13 protein-coding genes are annotated in these 15217 nt (G+C 39.4%); 10 read left to right on the forward strand and 3 right to left on the reverse strand.

The genetic code is table 11. The features are described from left to right. Nucleotides 1-13: 13 nt before the first annotated feature. Both CS921_RS05115 and CS921_RS05120 read left to right on the forward strand, forming a co-directional pair. Entirely contained in the window at nt 14-1888 is a 1875-nt protein-coding gene (locus CS921_RS05115; RefSeq protein ID WP_099221987.1) for a PTS fructose transporter subunit IIABC, read from the forward strand. Nucleotides 1889-1996: 108 nt separating this feature from the next. Further along, nucleotides 1997-2347 (forward strand): helix-turn-helix domain-containing protein, encoded by a 351-nt coding sequence (locus CS921_RS05120; RefSeq protein ID WP_099221988.1) that lies wholly within the window; start codon nt 1997-1999, stop codon nt 2345-2347. Between the two features lie 76 nt (nt 2348-2423). Here CS921_RS05120 and CS921_RS05125 read toward each other — a convergent pair whose 3' ends face one another. Further along, nucleotides 2424-3017, reverse strand: a complete 594-nt coding sequence (locus CS921_RS05125; RefSeq protein WP_099221989.1) for a competence protein ComK — start codon at nt 3015-3017, stop codon at nt 2424-2426. 210 nt (nt 3018-3227) lie between these two features. Here CS921_RS05125 and CS921_RS05130 point away from each other — a divergent pair, with 210 nt between their 5' ends. From CS921_RS05130 to CS921_RS05150, 5 genes are all read left to right on the forward strand, one after another. Next, nucleotides 3228-3464, forward strand: coding sequence for an IDEAL domain-containing protein (locus CS921_RS05130; RefSeq protein ID WP_099221990.1), 237 nt, complete (start codon nt 3228-3230; stop codon nt 3462-3464). A gap of 159 nt (nt 3465-3623) precedes the next feature. Next, nucleotides 3624-7097 carry a helicase-exonuclease AddAB subunit AddB gene (gene addB / locus CS921_RS05135; RefSeq protein WP_099221991.1) on the forward strand — a complete coding sequence of 1158 codons (3474 nt, stop codon included), beginning with the start codon at nt 3624-3626 and terminating at the stop codon, nt 7095-7097. Beyond that, entirely contained in the window at nt 7081-10812 is a 3732-nt protein-coding gene (gene addA / locus CS921_RS05140) for a helicase-exonuclease AddAB subunit AddA (RefSeq protein ID WP_099221992.1), read from the forward strand. Before addB ends, addA begins: the two co-directional genes overlap by 17 nt. Then, nucleotides 10809-11681 carry a fumarylacetoacetate hydrolase family protein gene (locus CS921_RS05145; protein WP_099221993.1) on the forward strand — a complete coding sequence of 291 codons (873 nt, stop codon included), beginning with the start codon at nt 10809-10811 and terminating at the stop codon, nt 11679-11681. The genes addA and CS921_RS05145 overlap by 4 nt, the downstream gene beginning before the upstream one ends. Then, nucleotides 11681-12040, forward strand: a complete 360-nt coding sequence (locus tag CS921_RS05150; protein WP_099221994.1) for a YisL family protein — start codon at nt 11681-11683, stop codon at nt 12038-12040. The genes CS921_RS05145 and CS921_RS05150 overlap by 1 nt, the downstream gene beginning before the upstream one ends. Nucleotides 12041-12087: 47 nt before the next feature. Here the strand turns inward: CS921_RS05150 and CS921_RS05155 are convergent, their stop codons facing one another. After that, on the reverse strand, nt 12088-12897 hold the full coding sequence (locus CS921_RS05155; protein WP_099221995.1) for a Cof-type HAD-IIB family hydrolase: 810 nt from the start codon (nt 12895-12897) through the stop codon (nt 12088-12090). Nucleotides 12898-13044: 147 nt separating this feature from the next. On the opposite strand from CS921_RS05155, the gene yjfP reads away from it, so the two are divergent. Both yjfP and CS921_RS05165 read left to right on the forward strand, forming a co-directional pair. After that, the gene (yjfP, locus tag CS921_RS05160) at nt 13045-13797 is read left to right on the forward strand and encodes an esterase (protein ID WP_099221996.1); all 753 of its coding nucleotides are present in this window, start codon (nt 13045-13047) and stop codon (nt 13795-13797) included. Between the two features lie 76 nt (nt 13798-13873). Then, nucleotides 13874-14182: a metal-sulfur cluster assembly factor gene (locus CS921_RS05165; protein ID WP_099221997.1), complete on the forward strand. Its 309-nt coding sequence runs from the start codon at nt 13874-13876 to the stop codon at nt 14180-14182. A 49-nt stretch (nt 14183-14231) separates the two neighbouring features. Here CS921_RS05165 and CS921_RS05170 read toward each other — a convergent pair whose 3' ends face one another. Next, nucleotides 14232-14603, reverse strand: coding sequence for a PTS lactose/cellobiose transporter subunit IIA (locus tag CS921_RS05170; RefSeq protein WP_099221998.1), 372 nt, complete (start codon nt 14601-14603; stop codon nt 14232-14234). Between the two features lie 144 nt (nt 14604-14747). Here CS921_RS05170 and CS921_RS05175 point away from each other — a divergent pair, with 144 nt between their 5' ends. After that, nucleotides 14748-14936 (forward strand): hypothetical protein, encoded by a 189-nt coding sequence (locus tag CS921_RS05175; protein ID WP_099222177.1) that lies wholly within the window; start codon nt 14748-14750, stop codon nt 14934-14936. The last annotated feature ends 281 nt before the right edge of the window (nt 14937-15217 follow it).

A 15217-nucleotide genomic window follows, 5' to 3' on the forward strand; every position in this document is an offset into this window, starting at 1 on the left:
TGGAGGAACTAAAATGAAAATTACGGACTTACTTAGTAAAGACGTTATGATAATGTCACTTCAAGCCCGAACAAAAGAGGCAGCCATTGATGAAATGATCGCTTCTCTTAAAAAACACAATAAAATTAGTGATGTGCACGTTTTTAAAGAAGCCATCATGGCACGTGAAGCCCAAAGTTCAACTGGAATTGGCGAAGGGATTGCCATGCCGCATGCTAAAACAAAAGCAGTCAACACACCAACCGTTGTGTTTGCTAAAAGTGAAGCAGGACTTGATTATGAATCATTGGATGGTCAACCGGCACATTTATTCTTTATGATCGCTGCTCCTGATGGTGCCAATGAAACCCATTTGGAAACACTTGCCGCACTTTCACGTTTGCTCGTTCATCCAACGTTTGTAGAAAATCTGAAAAAAACACAAACACCAGATGAAGTTGTAGCACTATTCGATCAAGAACAAGCGGATTCAGAAGAAAATGCACAGGAAACTCCTGTATCTGCAGACGTCGAAAAAGAGTTCGTTGTGGCTGTCACAGCTTGTCCCACAGGCATCGCGCACACCTATATGGCGGAAGACGCGCTTAAAAATAAAGCCAAAGAATTGGGCGTTGAAATCCGCGTTGAAACCAATGGATCAGAAGGTGTCAAACATCGATTGACAAAAGAAGAAATCGAACGTGCTGCGGGTGTCATCGTAGCTGCCGATAAGAATGTTGAAATGGCTCGTTTTGACGGAAAACATGTATTACAGACGCCAGTAAGTGATGGTATCCGTAAGCCAGAAGAGCTTATCAATCGCGCACTAAAACAAGATGCACCGGTTTATCATAGTAACGGAGCTGTGAATAAAGAAGAATCTGAAGAAAAGTTGTCAGTCGGCAGTAAAATTTACAAAGACCTGATGAACGGAATTTCGCACATGCTGCCATTTGTTGTCGGCGGCGGGATTTTAATGGCTATATCCTTCTTAATTGAAGGTTTTGCACCGGATAGCTCGATCTTTAAAATGCTCGGACAAATTACAGGTGGCGAAACAGGAGCTTTCCTCTTCCTGATTCCAATATTAGCCGGTTTCATTGCCAGCAGTATCGGTGATCGTCCAGCTCTAATGCCTGGTATGGTCGGTGGTTTAATGGCTGCACAAACAGGCGCAGGGTTCCTTGGCGGTTTAGCAGCTGGTTTCCTTGCAGGCTACGTAGTTCTAGGACTTAAAAAAGTATTTGCAGGCATGCCGAAATCTTTAGAAGGCCTAAAACCAATCTTGCTCTATCCAGTCTTTGGCCTATTAATTACCGGCGGCATCATGTATTATGTGGCTGATCCGATTTTCAAAGTTATCAATGATTTCCTTGTGACACAGCTAGAAGGCTTAGGAACGACTAATGCAGTGATTTTAGGGGTTGTCTTGGGTGGTATGATGGCCATTGATATGGGAGGACCGTTCAATAAAGCGGCATATACCTTTGCGATTGGCGTATTTACCTCGACAGGTGATGGCACATTTATGGCCGCTGTTATGGCTGGCGGTATGGTTCCACCACTTGCCATCGCACTTGCAACTACTTTCTTCCGGAATAAATTTACAGAGCAGGAAAAACAAGCAGGTTTAACCAACTATGTCTTAGGTCTGTCATTTATTACAGAAGGAGCGATTCCGTTTGCCGCGGCAGATCCGCTTCGTGTGATTGTATCCTCCGTCATTGGTTCGGCAATTGCCGGCGGGTTGACGCAATTCTGGCATTTGAATGTTCCGGCTCCTCACGGCGGAATCTTTGTTGCACCACTTGCAAATAATCCTTTACTGTTCCTGTTAGCTATTCTGATTGGTACAGTTGTTGCCGGACTTATTTATGGTTTTTGGAAGAAACCGGCGAAAGAAATTTAAATCTATGCCAAACAGTCTTTCTTGTCAAAAGGGAGGCTGTTTTTTATTGAAATAGTCGAATTCTCAAATTTCTGCTGTTATAATAAAAGAGAAGAAGGGGTGGTACATATGGATTTTGGTGAAAAATTAATCAATCTACGGAAAAAGAATCGTATGACGCAGAAACAGCTAGCCCAAAAAATTGGTGTAACAGCATCTACAATCAGTAAATATGAGAATGACAACCATCGTCCGCCAATCTTCATTCTGGCTAAGCTTGCCGAGACTCTCGGTACCACAACAGATTTTCTGTTAGATGATGTGGCGGGACTGCGTGAAAAAAATTCAGTAAATGCTTTTCCATTAATTGGAAACCCGGAACTTGAAAAGTGGTATTTAGAACTCCCATATACATTGTCTGAAAGAGAGTTGCTTCTTCTCAAACAAATTTCTGAGGCGATTGAAAGACAAAAATCTTAAAGAGATAAGCCAGCATGTGAAGAAATGCTGGCTTTTTATGATATTGCCGTGAGAAGTTTGTTATAGTGAGAACATTTTATTTTTCATTGTGTAATTTTTTATCAACTTGATAAATAAGTTGTTTTTCGGCAGCAAGTGTCGCTGGTGGGAAAAACATATTGATATACGGATACTCTGCTTCAATCGCCCGAACCTTTTGCGAATATTTCATATGTAGCATACTAGTTCGCGCCACTTGATTATTGAATGAGTGAAGAGAAATATCAATTTCATAGGTATTTAGATTAGCAAATTGGATAGCAGTCTGATTAATTTTAAAAGAATCATAGTCTCGAATATGCTGAGGAAACACCCAGATGCAGTTTGGATTTTGGGGTGAAGCAGTTGGAAATGCATAAGTAAAAGTAAGTGGATCAATAATTAAAGGCGGTTTGTGCGTTACACCAATTAGGTGTTTGGTACCATCTTTGCGTCCAATAAAACTTGCACCATATAATTTACAACTGGTTTTAATAATTTCAAACGGGGTAAATTTAGATATATAACGAGCGTTCAATTCTAAAATTTCTGAGTGAAGTTCCCCGTCTGTTATTTTAGGCAGGATCATCATTGTATGAGGATTAATTTCGTAAATCGATTTGCTGGAATCTAGTCCCTTTTTCAAATTCATCATCTCCTGGTGTAATATTTTTTATAATGCGTAGAATTAGTGAATGCAGTCTTCTCACAGCAAATTCATTCATGCATATAGTAATTTTGTAGCTATTATAACATGGATTTGAATAGCAGTCACTATAATTTGAAAAAGTTCAATTTTCAATCGATTTATAGAATTTTCAGCTCGTTTTATAAAATTTTGAAGGAAAAGGAGTGATTAGTCGTGGAAATGCGTGATTTCTCTAACTCGTTGATGAATCAGGTCGGAATGTTGAAGGGTGAGAAAGAATTAACGAATGTCTTTATCGAATGCTACATGACGATGCTCCTAGATAAACGAAAAGTCGAGCAGCTTAAGGAAGAAATTGACAAAGCCTTGGATCAAAAGGATAAAGATAAATTCATCGAACTCACTGAAAAACTGCAGCAGGTTGAAAAAGAAATGTTAGCTTTTAAGTGATTTTTATGAAAAACTAGGATAGTATTGAATTATTGAGCTATCCTAGTTTTTTTGTGGATAAAAATAGTATTTTGACGCCTTTTTAATGCTCAAAAAAGAGATGGACGAGCAGCAAAAAAAGTCGTATAATAAAACAAACATATGTTCGGTGGTGAAGAAATGACATTCCAAATGATACTGGGGAAAGCGGGCAGTGGCAAGACAACGTATCTAGTAGCTGAAATTGCAGCGAAAATGAAGAAAGAACAACATAAGAATATCATTTTGATTGTACCTGACCAAATGACTTTTCAAATGGAGACTTATTTTCTTAAAAAAACGGGCAGTGCAGGAATGATGAATTTACAAGTATACAGCTTTAACCGTTTAGCTTTTCGTGTGCTCCAAGAAACAGGCGGTCTATCCAATACATTTTTAACAACGACGGGTATGGAAATGCTGGTGAGGGACGCAATACGTGAAAATGAATCACAACTCAAGATTTTTAAACGTGCGGCCAATAAAAAAGGTTTTTACAAAGAATTAGTTCAATTATTTAAAGAAATGAAACAGTATGAGATTGACAAAGAAACGATGACACAAGAAACGACAGACCATGCAACTAATCAAAAAATGCAGGATGTAGCGTTGCTCTATGAAAAATATCAAGAGAAATTATTTGGCAAATACATGGAAAAAGAGGATTATTTACGTTTGCTAAAAGAGCAGATGGAGAACAGCTCTTTTATGAAAGATACCCTTATATATATAGATGGCTTTGATCATTTTTCTGCGCAAGAAAGATCTGTAATAGGAGAAATGATGAGACTGACAGATAAGGTCACAATATCTATGACGTTGCGTGAGAACCGTTCAAATACCCAAAATTTGGATCTTTTTCAAATGGTTCAGGAGACGTATGAGCAGTTGCGGACCTTGGCGGCTGAATATCATGTGATTGAAGAACCGCCAGTTTTATTATCCGATAATAAGAGGGCGCGTCGACCTGCTCTCTCGTTCTTAGAAGAAAATTGGGGAAACGCCTTTTCACGCCGATATGAAGGAGAAACTGACGGGCTGCATCTCCATCAAGCTAGCAATCGCCGAGCAGAGTTAGAAGGTATAGCCCGAAATATCAAACGTTTAGTTCAAGAAGAAGGCTATCGGTTCCAAGATATGAGTATCCTTGTCCGGAACTTAAAAGATTATACAACGATTATAGAAGCTGTTCTGCTTGATATGGATATTCCTTACTTTTTAGACCATAAACGTTCAATGGGTAGCCATCCGTTTATTGAATTTATTAAGTCGAGCCTTGAAACCATCCGTAAAAATTGGGCTTATGAGACGATTTTTCAAACCGTTCGAACAGAATTTTTATTTCCACTTCAAGAAGATTCTCAGCATTTTCGACAAAAGGTAGATCAATTTGAAAATTATTTACTAGAGAATGGCATTTATAATAAGCAGCGATGGTTTCAAAGTGAGACGTGGCGTTATAGGAAAATACGTGGTTTAATGACAGATATTGGTGTGCAAACGGACGAAGAAAAAGAGATGGAGCAGCTGATTAATGATCTGCGCTCGTCTATTCAGACACCTCTTTTATTTCTGGAGCAACAGTTAAAAGGAGCGAATACTGGCCGAGATTATGCGGCTGCTTTCTATCAATATTTGCAGCGGATAGAGGCGCCTGAAAGATTAGAACTATGGCGGCAAAAAGCTGAAGAAAGAGGCATGCTTGAACTTGCACGAGAACACGAGCAAGCTTGGCGTCAGTTCTGTTCGTTATTAGATGAATTTGTTGAGATTCTTGGAGAGAGCACACTATCACAGAATGATTTTACAGAAATCATCTTAACTGGATTGGATGCGCTTGAGTTCTCGCTTTTACCACCTGCACTTGATCAGGTGATTATTGGTGATATGGAAAAAGCAAGGCTTCTAGATGCCAAAATTGTCTTTGCTATTGGTTTGAATGAAGGTGTCTTTCCAAAGCGTCTAGCAGATGGAGGCGTGCTTTCTGAACAAGATCGTCAGGCGCTTGCTCAAAACGGTATTGAGCTCAAACCGTCTAATCAAAAACAACTGGTTTATGAGGAGTTTATTGCTTACCGGCTATTTAGTTTGCCAAGTGATCATCTTTATTTGAGTTATCCGGCAGCCGACGAGGAAGGTAAGCTATTACCTGAATCTAGCTATCTTAGAAAATTAAAAACACAGTTCCCGCAGTTAACAGAAACCATCGATGTACTCGATCCAACATTGCTTCAACCCACGGAACAATTAGCCTATATCGTTTCTGGGAAAAACGTTTTGAGTTATTTGACCACACAACTACAGCAATACAAGCGCGGTTATTCAATGGATGACGTGTGGTGGGAGACTTATAATTATTATGCTCGCACAAAAAATAAAGATGCTATGCAAATATTGCAAAGTCTTTCTTATGAGAATCAAACACATCGGTTACAAGAAACAACGGCAAAAGAATTGTTTGGTGAAAAAATTCATGCGAGTGTTTCGCGTATGGAGGGGTTCTTTAGTTGTGAGTTTCAACATTTTGCCCAATACGGATTAAAACTAGAAGAAAGAGCGACTTATTCTTTGGAAGCCGTTGATATGGGAGATATTTTTCACGGTGCAATGGAATGGATTGCTATAGAATTGAAGCGGCGTGGACTAGACTGGGGAGCACTTGATTCCGCCATTTGTGAAGATCTTGCGCAGAAGGCCATGGATTATCTGGCACCAAAGCTACAGCATGAGATTTTACTTAGCAGTCACCGTATGGCTTATATTCAATATAAGCTATTAAGAATTATTACGCGTGCCACAAAAGTGCTGAATGAACAAGCGAAATACAGTGCCTTTCGTCCGCTTGATTTAGAAGTAGCTTTTGGAATCAACGGACAGATTCCCCCCATGCGTGTACCACTCAAGCATCAACAGGAACTGATACTTCAAGGGCGTATCGACAGAATTGATGTAGCCGAACAAAATGATCGAATGTTTTTACGGATTATTGATTATAAATCAAGTACACATGACTTACCTCTTACAGAAGTTTATTATGGAATTGCTCTACAAATGCTGACCTACTTAGACATTGTGGTAACGAATGCAGATAAACTAATTGGGCGGACAGCTGAGCCGGCGGGTGTCCTTTATTTCCATCTGCATAATCAGCTTATTCATGCGGACCATCCGTTGACAGAACAAGAAATCGAAAAAGAATTACAAAAAAGCTATCGCATGAAAGGCCTAATTTTATCTGATCCACTAGCTGTCTCACTGATGGATAATTCGCTGGATGATGGTGGAAGCTCATTGATTGTTCCAGCTGAAATCAAAAAAGATGGGACGCTAGGTATGCGTTCGAAAACAGCTACCAAAAAAGAGTTTGAGCAAATGCGGCATTATGTGCGAAAAAAATATCAGGAAGCAGGAAATCGAATCGTCACGGGTCAAGTTTCGATCAATCCGTATAAACTGAGAGAACAAACGCCGTGTACTTTTTGTCCGTTTCGTTCTGTCTGTCAATTTGACCCGGCTTCTGGACACGACCATTACCGCTTTTTAGCAAATGCTCAAGCAAAAGAAGTCTTAAAGAAAATAGCGGAAGGAGAGGAAGACGATGAAGCAAATTCCTAAAAAACCGCAAGATGCGACATGGACAGATGAGCAGTGGCGGGCTATCCACGCAGACGGTCAGAATATCCTTGTAGCTGCTGCGGCTGGTTCAGGTAAGACGGCTGTCCTTGTCACAAGAATTATTGAAAAATTAAAGCAAGAAGACAGCAGAGTCCAAGTGGATGAATTGCTGGTTGTCACCTTTACCAATGCTTCAGCCGCTGAAATGAAGCATAGAATTGGTCAGGCATTAGAAAATGAACTATTGAAAACACCGGATTCTGTCCATCTAAGAAAACAATTGGCCCTGCTTAGTAATACTTCAATCTCCACGCTGCATTCATTTTGCTTAGACCTAATTCGAAAATATTATTATCAAACAGATATTGATCCAGATTTTCGACTAATCGAGCCGATCGAAAGTGGTATGATTCGAGATGAAGTTTTGGATGAACTATTAGAAGAGCAGTATAGTATGGCTGAAAATGACGCTTTCTTTCATCTTGCGGATGCAATCACGGGTGATCGAAGTGATCAAGGGCTATATGATTTGTTAATAAAGCTTTATGAATTCTCAGAAGCGAACCCTGAACCAAACAAATGGTTGCAAAGCTTGAGTGATTATTATCAGACAGCTCAGATGGAGAGCTTGGCAGATTTAGATTATTATCCGCTGATTCTAAAAGCAATCAACATGAGCTTAGATCAAGCCATCAGCGAACTAGCCTATGCGGTTCAATTAGCAGAACAAGCAGGAGGACCAGATGTCTATTTGCCGCTTCTAAAAGAAGAAAAGCAGCAATTATGCCAAATCAAAGCAGCGGAAACAATGGATTTCTCCTCGTTAGCAGAAGTCTGGAAGGCCATTCAATTTAAGCGTCTGCCAACTTTAAAAAAGAAGGAAGAATATGACGCTCTGCTAGTAGATGCGACAAAAAAAGCACGAGATACTGCAAAAAAAGCGGTTCAGCAAGTCATGAATGATTGGTTTACGCGGACAGAACAGCAGTATCTAGATGATTTATCTGCCATGTTGCCAGATGTCAAAGCGTTAGTAAGTCTCGTGCAAGCATTTGCGATACGTTTTAAGGAAGCTAAAAAAGCGCAAGGCGTACTGGATTTTAATGATCTAGAACATTTAGCTCTCGAAATTTTGATGGATAAAGATCAAGATAAGATCGCGCCATCTGAGATTGCACTTCGGCTGAGAAAGCAGTATAAAGAAGTATTAATCGATGAATATCAAGATACCAATATGGTACAAGAGACCATTTTGAAGCTTTTAACACATGATGAGGAAGCAGCAGGAAATTTATTTATGGTAGGTGATGTTAAGCAGTCTATTTATCGCTTTCGACTGGCTGAACCATCCCTATTTCTTGGAAAATACAGTAGATATCGTTTGGATGGAGAAAAAACAGGATTAAGAATTGATCTAGCGAAGAATTTCCGAAGTCGGCATGAAGTACTTGATATCACTAATTTTCTATTCCGCCAGATAATGGACCAAGAAGTTGGCGAAATTAATTATGATGCCGCTCAAGAACTAAAATTAGGAGCAAATTTTGCGGAAAATAGTTGCTATGAAACAGAATTGCTTCTTGTAGATATGGAAAAAGGTGAACAGGCAGAACTGACAGATGATCTGTCTCCCCAAGAATTGCAAAAAAATCAATTGGAAGCAAAAGCCATTGTAAGGAAAATTGAGGAACTAGTAGCTAAGCAATTTCCTATCTATGACAAGAAATTAGGTGAATTCCGACCAGTAACTTACCGTGATATCGTCATATTATCAAGGTCTATGTCTGGAGCTCCTGAAATTGAAGAAGCGATGAAAGAGCGGGATATTCCGTTTTATGTGAACAGTCGTACGGGCTATTTTGAGGCGACAGAGGTTGCGATCATGATTTCTTTATTGAAGTTGATCGATAATCCATATCAGGATATTCCATTAGCCTCTGTGTTACGTTCACCTATTATTGGCCTAAATGAAGAAGAACTCGGCCAAATTCGAGCGATTAAAAAAAGAGGGTACTATTTTGAAGCTGTACAGACTTATTGTCAAGAGAAGCAAGATGGTTTAGCAGAAAAGTTGAGTGATTTTCTTAAGCAACTCAACCAGTGGCGAGAACTATCCATTCGGGAGAACTTAACTACGCTACTTTATCAAATTTATAATGAGACAAATTTTTATGAATTTGTAGGGGGGCTCCCAGGCGGCAAGGAACGTCAGGCTAATTTAAGAGCATTATATGATCGAGCTCATCAATATGAAAATACGGCTTTTCGCGGACTTTTCCGTTTTATTCGCTTTGTTGAACGTTTAGAATTGCGAGGAGATGACCTTGGGACAGCCAAAACTTTAGGGGAAAAAGAAGATGTCGTACGAATGATGACTATTCATGCAAGTAAAGGACTAGAATTTCCAGTTGTTATTGTAGCTGGAATCAATCGTCGGTTTAACATGCGGGATATTCATGCCAAGGTACTCCTAGATAAAGATTATGGATTTGCAGCGAGTTATACAAATGTAGAGAAACGTCTGACGTATCCTACAATCATGCAGCAAGCGATCAAGCAAAAGAAATATCAAGAAATGATTGCCGAAGAAATGCGTGTACTATATGTCGCGCTGACGCGGGCAGAGGAGAAGCTCATTTTATTAGGGACAGTTCCAGACTGGCAAAAGATGCTTCTTCAAATTGAACCAGTCGCCATGCAAGCGGAGGAGATTTTAGCAGCAAGTGAGCGATTTAAGGCTAAAACATATTTAGAATGGATCAGTAAAAGCTTTGTTCGCCACCCGGATTTTGGTAAACAGACGGGGCTGTCAACAAATGGTCATATTCTCCCTACGAATAGCCGCTTGCAAGTAACAGTCTACACACATGAAAACCTTATCCAACAGGCAGATGTGAAAAAGGAGCAGCAAGTCTATCTGGAAAATTTAAAGCAGTTCCAACCTGTTCAAGTGCAGACAGAATATCAGGAAATCATCCGAAATCGTCTTGAGTATGTCTATCCTTACAAGCAGCAAACCAAAATTCGTTCCAAACAATCTGTAACAGAAATTAAACGCCAGTTTGCGTTAGCCGATAGTTATAGTGACCAAGAGTTTATCAAGCAATTACAGCCAGTTTCTCTAGAACGCCCTAAGTTTTTACAAGAGAAAATGTTATCTCCGACAGAAATAGGCACTGCTATGCATACGGTTATGCAAAATATTCCGATTGATCATCATCCGACTGCAGAGGAACTAGAGGCGCTGCTTCAAGAACTCGTTGATCGGGAAGTTTTGACAGAAGAACAAAAAAACGCCATCAATCAAATTCAGATTCTAGAATTCTTTCAGACTGAGCTTGGCGAACAACTGATCGAAAATCATTCATCCGTCCGGCGTGAAGTACCATTCAGTTACCTATTACCAGCACAGCAAGTCGACGAAAATGCGGAAAAAGAAGACACCATTCTCATCCAAGGGGTCATTGATAGTATGATTGAGCTACAGGATGAAATTATTTTGATTGACTATAAAACCGATCGTATTAAAGGAAAATACGCAGCTGACTTTAAAGAGATAGAACCGATTTTAAAGAAACGATATCAGACTCAAGTGAGTTTATATCAGGAAGCTGTGGAGCAAATTACACAAAAGCAAGTGAACAAGGCGTATCTGTACTTTTTTGATGGCGGTCATATTTGCGAGATGCAGAATGAAAGTGAGGAAGAACAATGAAATGGATCAGCTTCCGGTATCAAGGAAAGCAAGATTATGGAGTTTTGACTGAGAATGAGGAGATTTTTAGTTCAGAGCAATTGTTTGGTGAAGCTAAGCCGTCAAGTTTGCTTGCTTACATTGAACAACCGCAGCCCATTTTAAATTTAGCCCAAATACCATGTTTTCAGTTGAAGGATGTAGTAGTAGAGATTCCAATTATACCGCCAAACAATGTGATGGCGGTTGGAAAAAATTATTATGAACATGTTTTGGAGATGGGATCAAAAGAAGATGTACCAGAAAAGATGATGCTCTTTACTAAAAGTAAAAATGCATTGCTCCCCCATGCTGGTCATATTGAACTTCATCAATCTGTGACGAGTCAACTGGATTATGAAGGGGAGCTCGCCGTAATTATTGGGAAAAAAATCAAGAATGCAACACTTGATGAGGCAGATCAGGCCATCTTTGGTTTTACCATCTTAAATGATATTACTGCACGCGATTTGCAGAAACAGCATAAACAATTTTTTATCGGGAAAAGTTTAGATACAAGTGCTCCCATGGGTCCAGTGATTTTACAGAAAAGTCGACCGTTAGCTGAACAATCCTTTTCGATTCAAACATTGGTAAATGGCGAACTCCGGCAAAATGGCACCACTGATCAACTCATTTTTCCCATTGCACAAATTGTGGCTGAGCTTTCGCAGGGACATACATTGCTACCAGGTGATATTATTGCAACAGGTACCCCAAAAGGAGTAGGAAAGGGTATGAAGCCACCTCAATTTCTAAAAGAGGGGGACCAGATAGAGATTATTATTTCTGGTATTGGCACATTAAAAAATACAGTTGTTAGGTCAACTGAAAGAAAAGAGGAACAATAATGTGGAGTTATATGCATTTGATTTCATGGGCGGCCATCATCATTTTGACGTTAACCGCTTGGGTTATCTATCCAAGGAATGCACGTCTATTTACAATTTTACAAATGGTTAATCGCGTATTTTACCTAACCGTTATTTTGAGTGGCGTTATGATGATTCAGTATAGTATTGAGACGAGCTGGGTATTAGCTATACTGAAAATTTTATTAGGTATTACAACAATTGGTATTGTAGAAATGCTTCTAAGTTATCGTAAAAAACAAAAGCGCAGTCAACTATTCTGGGTATTGTTTGTTGTATTGATTATAGCTACTGTATCTCTAGGTTTTTACCTGTCAGGTGGAAGACCGCTATTCTAAACTAAAAGAAAAGCCTTCTTAAGAAAGACAATCTTTCTAAAAAAGGCTTAAAGCGGGAGATTTTCTTCCAGATATAACGCAATGCCATCTTCTTCGTTGGAGGCAGTAATGTAATTGGCAGCATTTTTTGCTTCAGGGACAGCATTTCCCATTGCCACACCTACACCAGCATAATCCAGCATTTCCAAGTCATTTGTTTCATCGCCAAATGCAATAATATCTTTGCGATCAAAACCGAGTGTGTTGGCTGCAGCTTTTACGCCGACAGCTTTATGGATCCCGTGTTTGACAACTTCTACCGCAGGCCAACTTGCGCCCCACGTGTGATATGAAATGACTTCTGAAAGTGAATGATCGAGATGTGTACTAATGCGTTCCAATTCTTTTTTCTGACCGAAAAATAAGAGCGAAGTGGGATCTGCTTGAATATTATTTTTTAAATCGCCGATAAAGATTTGACGCACACCTGACCGAAAAGTTTCTGGAACACTGTCATTACTTTCTTTCAGAAAAACACTGTCTTGAACTTCTGCAGCAATATTGGAGAGCGGAAAATCCAACGTGAAATCTAAAAGCTCCCTGACAATGGCGAGATCAATTGATTGATGATAGCTATCTGCAAAATGACTATCTAGCGGATGATGAAAAACAGCACCGTTAAAATTGACAATAGGCGTAGAGAGCGCTAATTCTTTGTAATAAAGTTCGCTCAGGCGGTACGGTCTTCCAGTTGCAATCATTACTTCATGACCGTAGTTACGAGCTTTTTGCAAGGCTTGAGCTGTGCGCTTGGAAATCGTCTGGTCATCTTTCAAAGTTGTACCGTCAAGATCCAAGACGATTAATTTTTTATCCATAATGAAGCTCCTTTTGGTAGTCTGATTTAGGGTTCTTCTGTAGAAAAGAGCTATGAAGAAGCCTATGTCTATGATAGACAAAAGAAGAGAGTTTGTAAAATGATGCGTATTTAACAGATTCTTAATAAAATGAAATGAGGCGAAGATGTGATACTAGTTGACCACCAAACAATTGCAGAAATTCCCGTTTTAAATATTGTGAAAGAAGATAATCAAGGAAAGTCATTGCCTACCATTTTTTTCTATCATGGCTTTGGTTCACAAAAGGAATTATATCTGCACTATGGCTATTTACTTGCCCAACGTGGATTTAGAGTGATTTTACCAGATGCGAAATTACATGGTGAGCGTCAAGGCGAAGCGGATGAAAGTGAACAAGCTGTTTATTTCTGGCATGTTGTGCAAAGCAATATTGATGAGTTGTTAACATTAAAAGAGGAATTGCTTGCACGACACGAAATTGATCCAGAGCGAATTGGCGTGGGTGGTGTTTCGATGGGGGCCATTACTTCTTTAGGGATGCTTGCGCGATATGATTGGATTAAAGTAGGTGTGAGTTTGATGGGAAGTGCTTATTATGGCCACTTTGCCAAGCAGCTTCTTATACAAGCGACAGATCAAGGCTTGCAATTCCCTTATGATGTGGATGAACGCTTGGCATCGCTAAATCCGTATGATTTGAGTGAGCAATTGGAAAAATTGGGGGATCGTCCACTTTATTTGTGGCACGGTAAGATGGATAATGTTGTGCCTTTTGCCTACAGTGAACGGCTTTATCAAACACTTGTTGAAGACGGGGAAGCTGAAAATGTGAAACTGGTTGTCGATGAAAAAGCAAAACACAAAGTATCGATTGAAGGGATTCTAGGAAGTGTTTCCTTTTTTGAAAAGTATTTGTGAGTAAAATTACAGTGAAAATGATTCTCAAATATGATACAATACAGTTAGAAATGGTCAAAAAGGAGGTTCACACTTCATGGATGAGGAATTGAAAGAAAATATACTTGGGGCACTTGAACAAGTAATTGACCCAGAATTGGGTATTGATATTGTGAATATTGGACTTGTATACGACGTTGACTTGGATGAGGACGGACTATGTACAGTGACAATGACACTGACGACAATGGGATGTCCGCTAGCTGGTATTTTGACTGACCAGGTTCATGCAGCGCTTAGTGATATACCAGAAGTAAAAGACTCGAATGTGAACATTGTCTGGAATCCGCCTTGGACAAAAGATCGGATGTCCCGTTATGCAAAAATTGCATTAGGTATTCGTTAAATTTATACATGAAAAGAGTCCTTTATCAGGTGGAGCGCATCTATTTGATCTAGGACTTTTTTTGCGAGTTTTGCTGATATTCAAGGGCGCTGATTCGTTCTTCCAGCTCGGCTTGAACTTGATATTGGTGAATGATTCGCTTTGCTAAATTGAGCTCGGCTTGGGCGGTCATAATGTGATCTTGTCCATGGATTAATAAAAAAGAAGGGGCGTTTGGATGTACCTGTTCTTGTCTAAGTGCCACAAGTTTTGTTTGCCAGACATGGCCTTTTTTAAATTCTTCTTCCGCCAGATGCAAATGGTGTTCGGCGTCTTTAAATTGATAATTTTCAGCCGCATCAATAGCAGTGTATGCTTCCTTACGTACGTTCCCTCCATGTAAGATTAATTTCACAACTGCTTCTTCTGTTTGAATTTCCATAATTTCACCTCATAAGTTTTTTCTATGTTTATATTTTAGCAAAATTCTTGGGAGGAAAGCAATGATTCATACAGGAAAATCAGTCTATGGGTGGATACAATTTGTATGTGGACTGATTATAATGAGGAAAAGGAGTTGGGAAGAATGGAAGAAAGACTATATGATCTAGAGGATAAAATACAGGATTTAGAGCTGGAAATGATCGATTTGAAAGAGCAGATTTTAAGCCTCGAAAAGCGTTTGGCAACCCAGAAACGCGCATCACAGCCGGGTTGGGTGGTAGTTGCAATCGTCGCAATGATCTGTGGTACCATTATTAGTATTTGGGGTTGAAAATTTTACTAGCTTTTTGGGAATAAAACAAGTACAATAAATAAGGATTTGATTTTTCTTAAGAGAACTTGAAATAATTCTATTTTGTTCGCTTGCTTTTTTTAGAAAGAATAGTAAAATAGAGTGTAGAAGGTGTTATTTCGATGTAAGGAAAGTTACTTTTTAGCTTTGTTTTCATGGGGATAAGACCCTATCATGGTTATAGTGGTTTTCGGTGTATCCATCTTCCAATAGATTAACAATTGTTAATCGTCTTATAGCACCGAGCCATTATTTGTTTT

This window comes from Listeria costaricensis, from assembly GCF_900183385.1.
Classification (GTDB): Bacteria; Bacillota; Bacilli; order Lactobacillales; family Listeriaceae; genus Listeria; species Listeria costaricensis.

Coding starts and splice junctions, on each gene's coding strand:
- CS921_RS05120 (WP_099221988.1), top strand. CDS start 1,997: ATGGATTTTGGTGAAAAATTAATCAATCTACGGAAAAAGAATCGTATG.
- CS921_RS05165 (WP_099221997.1), top strand. CDS start 13,874: ATGGATGAGGAATTGAAAGAAAATATACTTGGGGCACTTGAACAAGTA.
- CS921_RS05170 (WP_099221998.1), bottom strand. CDS start 14,603: ATGGAAATTCAAACAGAAGAAGCAGTTGTGAAATTAATCTTACATGGA.
- CS921_RS05125 (WP_099221989.1), bottom strand. CDS start 3,017: ATGAATTTGAAAAAGGGACTAGATTCCAGCAAATCGATTTACGAAATT.
- CS921_RS05115 (WP_099221987.1), top strand. CDS start 14: ATGAAAATTACGGACTTACTTAGTAAAGACGTTATGATAATGTCACTT.
- addB (WP_099221991.1), top strand. CDS start 3,624: ATGACATTCCAAATGATACTGGGGAAAGCGGGCAGTGGCAAGACAACG.
- CS921_RS05175 (WP_099222177.1), top strand. CDS start 14,748: ATGGAAGAAAGACTATATGATCTAGAGGATAAAATACAGGATTTAGAG.
- CS921_RS05150 (WP_099221994.1), top strand. CDS start 11,681: ATGTGGAGTTATATGCATTTGATTTCATGGGCGGCCATCATCATTTTG.
- CS921_RS05145 (WP_099221993.1), top strand. CDS start 10,809: ATGAAATGGATCAGCTTCCGGTATCAAGGAAAGCAAGATTATGGAGTT.
- CS921_RS05155 (WP_099221995.1), bottom strand. CDS start 12,897: ATGGATAAAAAATTAATCGTCTTGGATCTTGACGGTACAACTTTGAAA.
- addA (WP_099221992.1), top strand. CDS start 7,081: ATGAAGCAAATTCCTAAAAAACCGCAAGATGCGACATGGACAGATGAG.